The 10,792-nt window shown below is 72.5% G+C and carries 10 protein-coding genes and 1 pseudogene; 5 read left to right on the forward strand and 6 right to left on the reverse strand.

Features of this window, described 5'->3' with window-relative positions:
* Both Q0195_RS15175 and Q0195_RS15180 read left to right on the forward strand, forming a co-directional pair.
* A pseudogene (locus tag Q0195_RS15175) lies at positions 1 to 120 on the forward strand (isocitrate lyase/phosphoenolpyruvate mutase family protein); the annotation flags it as partial.
* A 59-nt stretch (positions 121 to 179) separates the two neighbouring features.
* Positions 180 to 473, forward strand: a complete 294-nt coding sequence (locus Q0195_RS15180) for a DUF1905 domain-containing protein (RefSeq protein WP_299280044.1) — start codon at positions 180 to 182, stop codon at positions 471 to 473.
* Positions 474 to 528: 55 nt separating this feature from the next.
* Here the strand turns inward: Q0195_RS15180 and Q0195_RS15185 are convergent, their stop codons facing one another.
* Positions 529 to 3,039 (reverse strand): AAA family ATPase, encoded by a 2,511-nt coding sequence (locus Q0195_RS15185; protein WP_299280046.1) that lies wholly within the window; start codon positions 3,037 to 3,039, stop codon positions 529 to 531.
* Positions 3,040 to 3,275: 236 nt separating this feature from the next.
* Here Q0195_RS15185 and Q0195_RS15190 point away from each other — a divergent pair, with 236 nt between their 5' ends.
* Both Q0195_RS15190 and Q0195_RS15195 read left to right on the forward strand, forming a co-directional pair.
* Positions 3,276 to 4,556, forward strand: coding sequence for a hypothetical protein (locus tag Q0195_RS15190; RefSeq protein WP_299280048.1), 1,281 nt, complete (start codon positions 3,276 to 3,278; stop codon positions 4,554 to 4,556).
* Positions 4,557 to 4,655: 99 nt separating this feature from the next.
* Positions 4,656 to 5,126 carry a hypothetical protein gene (locus tag Q0195_RS15195; protein ID WP_299280050.1) on the forward strand — a complete coding sequence of 157 codons (471 nt, stop codon included), beginning with the start codon at positions 4,656 to 4,658 and terminating at the stop codon, positions 5,124 to 5,126.
* Between the two features lie 116 nt (positions 5,127 to 5,242).
* Here the strand turns inward: Q0195_RS15195 and Q0195_RS15200 are convergent, their stop codons facing one another.
* Positions 5,243 to 5,932, reverse strand: a complete 690-nt coding sequence (locus Q0195_RS15200) for an NAD(P)-binding domain-containing protein (RefSeq protein ID WP_299280052.1) — start codon at positions 5,930 to 5,932, stop codon at positions 5,243 to 5,245.
* Positions 5,929 to 6,606, reverse strand: coding sequence for an SDR family NAD(P)-dependent oxidoreductase (locus Q0195_RS15205; RefSeq protein WP_299280054.1), 678 nt, complete (start codon positions 6,604 to 6,606; stop codon positions 5,929 to 5,931). Before Q0195_RS15205 ends, Q0195_RS15200 begins: the two co-directional genes overlap by 4 nt.
* A gap of 50 nt (positions 6,607 to 6,656) precedes the next feature.
* On the opposite strand from Q0195_RS15205, the gene Q0195_RS15210 reads away from it, so the two are divergent.
* Positions 6,657 to 7,565: a helix-turn-helix transcriptional regulator gene (locus tag Q0195_RS15210; RefSeq protein ID WP_299280056.1), complete on the forward strand. Its 909-nt coding sequence runs from the start codon at positions 6,657 to 6,659 to the stop codon at positions 7,563 to 7,565.
* An 80-nt stretch (positions 7,566 to 7,645) separates the two neighbouring features.
* Here Q0195_RS15210 and Q0195_RS15215 read toward each other — a convergent pair whose 3' ends face one another.
* From Q0195_RS15215 to Q0195_RS15225, 3 genes are all read right to left on the reverse strand, one after another.
* Complete coding sequence (locus Q0195_RS15215) at positions 7,646 to 8,062, reverse strand: Dabb family protein (protein ID WP_299280058.1); 417 nt, start codon at positions 8,060 to 8,062, stop codon at positions 7,646 to 7,648.
* Positions 8,063 to 8,167: 105 nt separating this feature from the next.
* Positions 8,168 to 9,571, reverse strand: coding sequence for an MFS transporter (locus Q0195_RS15220; RefSeq protein WP_299280060.1), 1,404 nt, complete (start codon positions 9,569 to 9,571; stop codon positions 8,168 to 8,170).
* Between the two features lie 151 nt (positions 9,572 to 9,722).
* Entirely contained in the window at positions 9,723 to 10,616 is an 894-nt protein-coding gene (locus Q0195_RS15225; protein WP_299280062.1) for an alpha/beta fold hydrolase, read from the reverse strand.
* Between the last annotated feature and the right edge of the window lie 176 nt (positions 10,617 to 10,792).

The following is a 10,792-nucleotide window of genomic DNA, read 5'->3' on the forward strand; positions in this document are numbered from 1 at the left end:
GTCGCCCGCATCTCCTACGGACCCACCACCCAGCGGGTCGCGCTCACCGCGCTGCAGGACGTGGCCAAGAGCCTCTACGCCGACGGCGTGATCCCGGAGTCCACGCGCGCGCTGAACTGACGTCGACACAACGGCCACGCACGGTCTGGGCCCGGACGCGGACGGACTCGGGGGGAGCGGTGCACGACCTGGAGTGGAGCGGCGAGGTCGTCGAGTGGCGAGGACCTGCGCCGTACTACTTCGTGCTCGCCCCGCCCGCCGAGGCCGAGTGGCTCACCGACGTCATGCCGGACGTGACCTACGGCTGGGGCATGGTCCCCGTGCACGTGCGGATCGGCGCCACCGAGTTCACCACGGCGATGTGGCCGCGGCAGGGGACCTTCTGGCTCCCGCTCAAGGACGCGGCCCGCCAGGCCGAGGAGATCGAGCCCGGGGACGTCGTGAGGGTGCGGGTGTCCGTGCGCGACTGGTGAGCGCGGACGCCCGTCCGCTGCCGGCCGCCGGCCGCGGCACTCCCGCGCGGTCACGTCAGGAGGCGTGCACTCCCTCACGGAGGTGGGCGGCCAGGAACCGACCGGTCACGCTCCCCGCGTCGCGGGCGATCCGCTCCGGCGTCCCGACGGCGACGATCCGCCCACCCGCCGCACCGCCGCCCGGACCCATGTCGATGACGTGGTCGGCGTTGGCGATGAGGTCGAGGTCGTGCTCGATGACGATGACGGTGGCACCCCGGTCGGTGAGCCGCTCGAGCACGGTGAGCAGGGTGCGTACGTCGAGGGGGTGCAGGCCCACGCTCGGCTCGTCGAGGACGAAGACGGCGTCGGACTGGTCGCGGTGGAGCTGGGTGGCGAGCTTGAGCCGCTGCGCCTCCCCGCCGGACAGGGCCGGGGTGTCCTCACCGAGGGTGAGGTAGCCGAGCCCGAGGTCGGCCAGCGCCCGCAGGCGCCGCTGCACCTTCGGGATGTCACCGACGACGTCGAGCGCCTCGGCCACGGTGAGCCCGAGCAGGTCGGGCAGCGACAGGCCGCCCCGCCGGACCTCGCTCGCCTCCGGGGCGTAGCGCGATCCGCCGCAGTCGGGACAGGGGATGTCGACATCGGGGAGGAACTGGACGTCGAGGGACACCTGGCCCGTGCCCTGGCAGCGCGGGCAGGCCAGCGACCCGGTGTTGTAGGAGAAGTCGGAGGCGGTCAGGCCGCGGCGCCGGGCGCCGTCCGTGGCGGCATAGGCCTTGCGCAGGTCGTCGTAGACGCCGGAGTAGGTGGCGACGGTGGAGCGCACGTTGATCCCGATCGGCGTCGCGTCGACCGTGTGCACCCGCCGGATCCCGGGTGCGTCGACCGACCGCACGTGCGCAGGAAGACGGCGTGCGCCGTCGTCGTCCGCCGCGAGGGAGGCCAGTGCGGGAACGAGGGACTCCAGGACGAGGGTGGTCTTGCCCGAGCCCGACACCCCCGTGACGGCGACGAGCCGCCCCCGCGGGATGTCGACCTCCAGCGGGTGGACGGTGTGGATCGCGCCGGTGGCGAGCCGGATGCGACCGGCGTCGACCATCGCCTCCTCCGTGGCGCGCTCGCGTACGACGACGGGTTCCTCGCCGGTGAGGAAGCCGCTGAGCAGCGAGTCGGGGTGACGGGCGAGGTCGGCGGCGGTGCCCTGGGCGACGATGCGGCCGCCGTCGGCGCCCGAACCGGGTCCGATCTCGACGATCCACGAGGCCTCGCGCAGGATCTGGACGTCGTGGTCGACGAAGACCACGGAGTTGCCGTCGGCAAGCAGGTCGTGCATGACGCCGAGCAGACCCTCGACGTTCGAGGGGTGCAGGCCGATCGACGGCTCGTCGAGCACGTAGAGGACCCCGGTCGTGCGGTTACGGACGGCGCGGGCGAGCTGGACGCGTTGGCGCTCGCCGGTGGAAAGCGTGGAGCCGGCGCGGTCCAGGGTGAGGTAACCCAGGCCGAGCTCGATGAGCCGGCGGGCCATGTTCTGCAGCGTCTCGACCAGGCCCTCGGCCATCTGGTGCATGTCGGCCGGGAGGGTGGTGGCGATGGTCGGTGCCCAGGAGACGACGTCGTCGAGCGTCATCGCGGTGACGTCGGCCAGGCCGAGGTCGCCGATGCGGGGGAGCCGGGCACGCTCGTTGAGCCGGGTCCCGCCACAGGTACGACAGGGCCCCTCCGTGAGAAAGCGGGCCACGCGTTTGAGCCGCTGCTCGTCGGTCGCGCGCTCGAGCTCCTTGAGGACGGTGAGGCGGGCGTTGCGGAAGGTGAAGTCCAGCTCGTGCACGCCCTTCCTCGACGTCACGGTGATGTGCTTCTTCTCCTCCGGCCCGTCCAGCACGATGTCGCGTTCCCAGTCGGTGAGCTCGCGGTACGGGACGTCGGTGCGCACGCCGAACTCGCGGGCGATGTCGGGCTGGACGTTGAAGCCGAACATCTGCCAGGGCAGGACGGCGCCCTCGTCGATGCTCTTGGAGTCGTCGGGGACCAGGGCGGCGTCGTCGACGTCGCGGACCACACCGGTGCCGGTGCACGCGAGGCAGGCGCCCTCGGAGTTGAACGCGAGCTGCTCGGCACCCGGCGCCTGGACCGTCTCGCCGCACTGCGGGCAGGTGAAGGGGACCTCGGCGGCGACGTCGATGGTGGGCGGGACGCGGTGCCCGTTCGGGCACACGTGCGAGGCGAGCCGGGAGAACATCAGCCGCAGCACGTTGAGCAGCTCGGTGGACGTGCCGAAGGTGGAGCGCACGCCGGGCACCCCCGGGCGCTGCCGGAGGGCGAGAGCGGCAGGGACGTGCTCGACGGAGTCGACGGCGGCGCGCGGGGCATGGGCCATGCGGCGCCGGGTGTAGGTGGACAGCGCCTCGATGTAGCGGCGCGAGCCCTCGGCGTAGAGGACACCGAGGGCGAGAGAGGACTTGCCCGAGCCCGACACCCCGGCGATGGCGACGAGCTCACGCAGCGGGATGTCGACGTCGACGTCCTTGAGGTTGTGCACGCGGGCGCCGCGGACGGAGATGTGAGTGGGGGATGAGGTCACCGTGATGCTCCTCCGGAGGCTTCGCTCACGACAGGGTCGGCACTGCGCTCCCGCCATGGTGACGTACCGACCACGCAACGACCACGCTCGCCACATGACCCGGTTGAGCAGCCGCCGGCGGTACCGTGGTGGGGTCGATGCTCGTCGGCAAGGGAGCGCCCGGGAGCACCACGACGCTCAGTGCTTTGCCCGTATCCGGTCGTCCTCCACGGCCGTTCCTCCGCGCACAGGAGCCCATGTTGAACGAGGTCCAGCTCATCGCCGACAGCGACGGCATCGCCGTCATCGGACATCCTGGCGCCGTCGAGCGTTTTCTCCGCACGGAAGGACTGCCGTCGCGGGACCTCGGGCTGCAACGGCTCGGGCCGGCACTCCGATCCGCCGCGGGCCTCGCCCAGGCAGGTGCGGACGTTGCCGCGACGTCGGGACGCTGGGTGAGGCTGACGAAGGAGTCCGCCGAGAAACTCGGCAAGTACAACCTGATGAAAGGGTCCGAGCGAGGCGTCAACCGAGCCGTGTTCACGGACTCGAAGGGCACCATCACCGGCCTCATGGAGATCGTGACGAACCCCGCGGCCAAGGCAATGAACCCGGCGGTCCTCTCCGGCGCGGCCGGCCTCATGGCGCAGATCGCCATGGAGCAGGCGATGGACGAGATCACCGACTACCTCGCGACCATCGACGAGAAGCTCGACGACGTCCTCCGCGCCCAGCAGGACGCAGTGCTCGCCGACATGATCGGGGTGGACCTCGTCATCGAGGAGGCGATGACTGTCCGCTCGCGGGTGGGCCGAGTCTCCGAGGTCACGTGGTCGAAGGTGCAGGCCACCGCGGCAACGGTGGCGCGGACTCAGGCGTACGCCCTGCGCCAGATCGACGCCCTCGCCGAGAAGCTGGAACGCGAGACCGACCTCGGTGCCATCGCCGATGCCGCGAAGACCGCCGAGACGAAGGTCCAGGAGTGGCTCACCGTCCTGGCCCGCTGCTTCCAGCTCCACGACGCGCTCGCCGTCCTCGAGCTCGACCGGGTGCTCGACTCATCGCCCGACGAGCTCGACCGTCACCGCATCGGCCTCAGCGCCGCTCGGCAGGACCGACGCGAGCTGATCCTGCAGAGCACCGCCGCGCTCATGGCACGCATGGACGCCGCGGCCGACCGGGCGAACGCTCGGGTGCTGCTGCACCCGGTCACCGCCCGGTCGGTGGTGCATGCGGGCAACAACGTCTCATCCGCCGTCGTCGATTTCCAACGCCGGCTCGGGATCGACGCCGAGCGTCAGGAGGTGGCGGCGAGACGGTGGGCAGATGCCGCGGCCGAGGCGAGGGACCGGGTGCTGGAGACCGGGTCCGATGGTGTGGACGTCGTGCGGACTCTGGGGAGCGACGCCTTCGGCAAGGCCCGGTCTGCCACGGGCAGGATCTCCGGTGGGCTCGCGGAACGGGCCCGCCGGGTGCGCCGGGCCGCGGACGCGGGTGGCGAGGAACCAGTGGGGTCAGCACCGGTCGCCGACGCCTGAGCGCCGACGATGCCGCACTGTTGCACTGAGCACGCGGCCGTCCACAGAACCACTCAGGCGACGGGCCGGCGGGCCGTCGTGAGACCCACGATCGGCGCCATGGGAATCCGCTACTACGCCTATCCGCTCGCCCCCGAGCATGTCGACCTGGCACGGGCCGACCCGTACCCGTTCCTCCCGGCCGACCCACTCGCGGATGCCTGGGAGCTCGACGGACGACCCCGGACCGACATGCTCTACCTCGACAAGTGCTGGAAGGAGCTGCAGTGGCTCACCTGTCCCACCGCGGGCGCGCCCCGGACGGCCTACGCCCTCGTTCGCGGCCAGGCCACCCACACCGGCGGGGGCTGGGTTCCGTGGGTCGACGTCCTGTCACCCGCTGACGTCGACGACGTCGCCCGCGACCTGGTCCTCATCGGCGAGGACGAGGTGGCAGCGTGCCGCGACCCTCATGGAGACCCCCTGTCCGCGAGCGGGAGGGAGTATGTCACTCACTACCTCCGTGAGGCCCAGGAGTTCACCGCTCGCCTCCAGCGTCGTGGGTGGGGCCTGGTCCACGTGATCGGCTGAGAGCGCTGAGTCCGGTGAGGAGGAAGCGCCCCCTGGTACGAGGCGCCGTTCCACGACGAGTCGCGGGCATCGACCAGCGGGCGGGAGTCCGCGCACCGGCCGGGGGTGTCGGGCGGCTACCCCGTGGGCCGCGCCGCCAGCTGCAGGTTGCGTGCGAGCTCCGTGCGCGTCTGCCCGTCGAAGGACTGCTCCCACATGGGCGTGCCCGGAGCGCTGCGCCAGGACTCGCTGAGCGGGCTGTTGTCGACGGTGTCGAAGCCGAGCTCGTCGTAGAAGCGCGTCACCAGCGCAACGGCCCCGGGGTGGTCGCTCGAGACGACGAGGGCGGTGCGGTCCGGTGCGCCGGCGGGGCGCGCGAGCCGCACGAGCGCCGGCAGCGCGTCGGCGGCGACCCGCACCGGCACCCGGCCGTGGAACTGGATGTGGCTGAACGCCTTCGCCAGCCGTGCCCCCGGCAGCTGCTCCTGGCGCAGCTCGTGCACCGTCTTCTCCCCGGAGACGACCGCCGGGAAGATGCCGTCCCGCCGGGGCATGTAGTTGTTGTTGTCGAGCACGACCTTGCCGGCGAGCTCCGCGCCGGGCAGCGTGTGCTCCGGGCGGTAGGGGAAGGCGAGGAACGCGAAGTCCGCCGCCGCCGCGGCGTCGGGCGCCCACGCCGCACGCGCACGGGGACCGAGCGCGTGGACGAGGTCGGCCAGCGTCCCGGGTGGCCGCGAGTTGGCGATGACGACGTCGTAGCCCGCCACCACCGCCGCCCGCGCGAGCGTGCTCCCGGCCTGGCCGGCGCCGAGGATCCCGAGGGTCACCACGGCAGCGCCCCCGACTCGTCGCGCAGCGTCCCGGAGGGGCCGTCCCCGTCGAGGGCCGCGACGACGGCGCGGGCGCTGTCCTCCGCCGAGCGGCCGATCCCCAGGCCGGCGGTGAGGTCCGTCGCCGTCGTGCCGGGTTCGAGGGCGGTGAAGCGGATGTCCGGGTGGGCCTTGGCGTACTGGACGGTGAGCATCGTCGCCGCGGCCTTGGAGGCCGAGTAGAGCGGCAGCGACAGCCCGTGCTCCGGCCGACCGGGAGTGGTCACCGCCCAGAACGAGCCGGCGCTGCTCGAGATGGTGAGCACCCGGGGACCACGCGACCTGCGCAGGAGCGGCAGCGCCGCCTCGGTGACCCGGACGACGCCCACCGCGTTGGTGTCGAAGGCGCGCAGCGCCGCTGTGCCGGTCAGCTCGGTCTCGAGGACGCCCGCGTTGTTCACCAGGACGTCGAGCCTGCCCTCGGCGTCCTTGATCGTGGCCACGGCGGCGGCCACCGAGGCGTCGTCGGTGACGTCGAGCTGGACGAACCGCGCGCCGATGCTCCTCGCCGCCGCCGTCCCCCGCTCGACGCTGCGTGCGCCGAGGTAGACCACGTGGCCCTGCGCGACGAGCTGCCGCGCCGTCTCGTACCCGATGCCCTTGTTGGCGCCGGTGATGAGGGTGATCGTCATGGGACTTCCTTCTCCGAAATGTTCCGCGCGGATGCGCTGTTGTCGACGCTATGAGCCGTGCGAGCCGATTGGCAGAGCCCTCGTCAGCCGGGGGTCTGGCAGGACCCCGGCTGTCCGTTGTCCCACGGCCGGTCGGCCCAGACCACGACGTCGCGCGGGAGCGGAGGAACGCCCTGGGCAGCTACCTGCAGGCGCGGCGCGCGCTCGTCACCCCGCAGCAGGCCGGCATCCCCGCCGTCGGCGTGCGGCGGGTGCCGGGGCTGCGGCGGGAGGAGGTCGCGATGCTCGCCGGCATCAGCGTCGACTACTACCTGCGCCTCGAACGGGGACGCGACCGCAACCCCTCGGCCCAGGTGATCGAGGCACTCGCCCGCGTCCTGCGGCTCGACGACGAGCACGTCGCCCACCTGCAGTCCCTCGCGGGCCGGCCGCCCCGGCCGCCGCGGCCACGACGGGACGACGACGTGCCGGGCGCGACCCTCACGCTGCTCCACTCCCTGCCGCAGCCGGCCTTCATCGAGGACGCGCACTTCGACATCGTGGCGGCCAACGCCGCCGCCCGAGCCCTGTCCCCGCGTCTCACCGAGGGCGGCAACCAGCTGCGGGACATCTTCCTCGACCCCGAGGAGAAGGCGCTCCACCCGGACTGGGAGGACGCCACCGAGTGCCTCGTCGCGAGCCTGCGACAGGCCGTGGGCAGCGCCCTCGACAACCCTCGCCTCGGCGCGCTCGTCGCCGAGCTGCGAGACGCGAGCCCGCGGTTCCGCGAGCTGTGGGCACGGCACGACGTGCGCGCCCAGCGGCCCTCCGCGATCCGGATCGACCACCCCCGCGCCGGGCTGCTCACCCTCCACCGGGAACGGCTCGCCGTCAGCGGGACCGCGGGACTCGTGCTCGTGGTCCTGCATGCCGAGCCCGGCTCCTCCGACGCGGAGCGGCTCGCCCGGCTCACCGCATAGGTGACGGGACCAGACTGCCCCGGGGCACACGACGAGGTGCCCCGCCCCGCTCGACGGCAGGGCGGGGCACCTCGGCGGGCTCAGGCGCCGTGCGGCGCCGGTGCGCCGCTCCCGCTGTAGTCGGGGACCCGCGAGACGAGCTCGGCGATGTCCGGGTGCGCCGCGAACCGCCTCCGGTGGATGGCCTCGATCTTGACGGCGACCTGTGGATCGGGGTCGTCGGTGATGTCGAACGAGACGAACCTGTCGACGAGCGGCAGCCCGAACCGGTCGACAGCGAGGTGCGCGGGGTGGTTCATCATCTCCTCGTACTCCTCCAACGTCGCGAAGGAGGAGACGGCGGCGAAGTCGAAGTCACCGCCGACGTCACGCCCGAACGACCCGTTCGACGCGGGCGTGACCTGGCTGCCGGCCTCCTGGATCTGCGCGAGGGCGGACCGGACCTGCTCGGCGGGGACGTCGGGACGAAGGGACATGCGAACGATGTGGTGGATCATCGGGAACTCCTCGGGTGGGATGGCACTGGGGCGGGCGGGTCGGTCTGCGTGGTGGTGGGCGATGAGCAACGCTCCCTCTCGTCGGTCGGGATGAGGCACGGCCCGTCAGGGGGCGGGCCGGGTCGTGCCGCGGGTGGTCACGGCGAGGGCGAGGGACAGGACGACGGCGACGGCGGCCAGGGCCGCCCCGCCGAGGAAGGCCGCCGTGAAGCTCATGTCCGTCCCCGCGCCGGCGGACCCGATCGCCAGGCCGGCGATGGCGGCAAGGCCCACCGCACCGCCCAGCTGCTGCCCGGCGTTGACGAGCCCGCTGAGCAGGCCGCCCTCGCCGTCGCCGCTGTCGCGGACCGCCATCGCCATGGCCCCGACCGCCCCCAGGCCCAGCCCGGTCCCCGTGAGCAGGAAGGCGCCCGCGTGCTGCCACGTGAACGCGGCCGCGGGATTGAGCGCGAGCCAAGTGATCCCCGCGAGCATGACGGCGAGGGAGAGGGGCAGCGCGCGGTGCAGCCCGATGCGGGCGGCGAGCAGGGGAGCGGTGGCGCTGCCGACGATGATCATGACGGCGATGGGGATCTGGCTCAGCCCGGCCGACAGCGCGCCCATGCCGAGGACGTCCTGCTGGTAGAGCGGGAGGAAGAAGAACAGGCTCGCCAGCGTCGCGCCGATGAGGACCACCACCGCGCTCGCCACGCTGACCTGCACCCGGCGGAACACACCGAGCGGCACGAGGGGGTGTGACGCCCGGCGTTCGACGACGACGAACACGGCCAGTGCGGCGAGCCCGACCGTCAGCGCACCGACCGTGCGCGGTGCGTCCCACCCCGCACCCGCGGCCGTGACGAGGCCGAGGGCGAGCGCGGAGATCCCGACCGTGATGCTCAGCGCGCCCGGGAGATCGAAGCGCCCGGTTCCGCGGGTGCCGGGCAGGAGCGTGCGTCGGACGAGGACCGCGGCGGCGAGTCCGAGCGGGACGGGCACCCAGAACACCGACCGCCAGCCGAGCAGCTCGGTGAGCGTGCCGCCGAGGAACACCCCGACGAGGCTGCCGGCCCCCGCCGCCGCTCCCCAGACGCCCAGTGCGCGGGTGCGTTCGGCCGCCGAGGTGTAGAGCGCGAGGACGAGGGAGAGGGCGGCGGGGATGGCGACGGCGGCCCCGATGCCCTGGCCGATCCGCCCGGCGATGAGCATCGGGCCGTTGAGGGCGAGGGCGGCCGACGCGGACGCGGCGACGTAGACGGACATCCCGAGGAGGAACATCCGGCGGCCACCGAGGACGTCCGCGAGCCGACCGCCGAGCAGCATGAGGCCGGCGAGGGCGACGAGATAGCTGTTGGCGACCGCGGCGAGCTCGGCCGCCGACAGGCCCAGCCCCGTCCGGATCGTCGACGCAGCGAGGTTCACCATCGCCGAGTCGAGGACGATGACGAACATCGAGGTCGCGAGGAGCCCGAGGGCAGCCCCACGCGGCAGACGCACCGCAGCGGTGATCGCAGGGGTGGTGACCGTCATGATGAGCTCCGAGCGGGGGAGCGGGCGCCGTCGAGCCGGGTGGGAGCCTGCTGCTCCGGGCGGGAGGTCGGGACCTCGGTTCGTGGCGAGCTGGTCGGTGCCATGGGAGCTGGTGGCCGCCAGGCCGGCAGTGCCGGTCGATGCCGGGCGGTCACCGTGCTGCACCGACGGCAGGTGCGGGAGCCCAAGCCCGCGACAGGAACCGGCGGATGAGCCCGGCCACCTGGTCCACCGCGCTCTCCAGGACGAAGTGCCCGCCGGGCAGCAGGTGGATCTCCGCGTCCGGGAGGTCGCGGGCGAAGGCGCGTGCGCCGTCGGGGCCGAAGATCTCGTCCCCCTCTCCCCAGACCGCGAGGAGGGGCACCTGGCTCTTGCGGAAGTACTCGTGCAGGCGGGGGTAGAGGTCCACGTTCGTCGCGTAGTCGCGAAGCAGGGCGAGCTGGATGCGGTCGTTGCCGGGACGGGCGATGAGCCGGTGGTCGTGCACCCAGGCCTCCGGGTCCACGAGGGAGAGGTCCGGCTCCCCGGTGACGTACTGCCAGCGGATGGCCTCGATGCTCAGCGCCTGGCGGATGGCGGCCTCCGTCGTGGGGTTCTGCTCGCGCTGGTAGGCGGTCACCGGCGCCCAGAAGCTCTGGACGAAGCCCTCCTCGTAGGCGTTGCCGTTCTGGGAGATGACGGCGGTGACCGCCTCCGGCCGGCGCAGCGCCAGCCGCCAGCCGATGGGCGCGCCGTAGTCCTGGACGTAGATCGCGTAGCGGTCGACGCCGAGGTCGGCGAGCAGCGCCTCGGTGATGTCGGTGAGGGAGTCGAAGGAGTAGGCGAACTGCTCGACGCTCGGTGCCGCGGAGAGCCCGAAGCCGAGGTGGTCGGGCGCGATGACGTGGAACTCGTCCGCGAGCAGCGGGATGAGGTGGCGGAACATGAACGAGCTCGTCGGGTACCCGTGCAGGAGGACGAGGGTCGGTGCGGTCGGGGAGCCTGCCTCCCGGTAGAAGATCTCGTGCCCGTCGATCGTCCGGAAGCGGTGGTGGACGGTGGCCATGGTCTAACCCCTTGTCTGGGTGATGGGTGGTTAGGCTGACGCTACGGGTGAGTTTCTAACCTGTCAATGGCGCGCTGATGGGTTACAGTGGTCTCGATGATCTCCTTCGCTGCCGACGAGGCGCTGCTCCTCGAGCTGCTCAACACCACCCCGGTCGAGCACGGGGTCCCGACCGA

The organism is uncultured Georgenia sp. (genome assembly GCF_937958535.1).
Taxonomy (GTDB): Bacteria; Actinomycetota; Actinomycetes; order Actinomycetales; family Actinomycetaceae; genus Oceanitalea.

What these genes read in the sequence shown, in the direction of transcription:
- Q0195_RS15210 (WP_299280056.1), top strand. Translation starts at nt 6,657, where the DNA reads ATGAGCCGTGCGAGCCGATTGGCAGAGCCCTCGTCAGCCGGGGGTCTG.
- Q0195_RS15205 (WP_299280054.1), bottom strand. Translation starts at nt 6,606, where the DNA reads ATGACGATCACCCTCATCACCGGCGCCAACAAGGGCATCGGGTACGAG.
- Q0195_RS15220 (WP_299280060.1), bottom strand. Translation starts at nt 9,571, where the DNA reads ATGACGGTCACCACCCCTGCGATCACCGCTGCGGTGCGTCTGCCGCGT.
- Q0195_RS15195 (WP_299280050.1), top strand. Translation starts at nt 4,656, where the DNA reads ATGGGAATCCGCTACTACGCCTATCCGCTCGCCCCCGAGCATGTCGAC.
- Q0195_RS15190 (WP_299280048.1), top strand. Translation starts at nt 3,276, where the DNA reads ATGTTGAACGAGGTCCAGCTCATCGCCGACAGCGACGGCATCGCCGTC.
- Q0195_RS15215 (WP_299280058.1), bottom strand. Translation starts at nt 8,062, where the DNA reads ATGATCCACCACATCGTTCGCATGTCCCTTCGTCCCGACGTCCCCGCC.
- Q0195_RS15225 (WP_299280062.1), bottom strand. Translation starts at nt 10,616, where the DNA reads ATGGCCACCGTCCACCACCGCTTCCGGACGATCGACGGGCACGAGATC.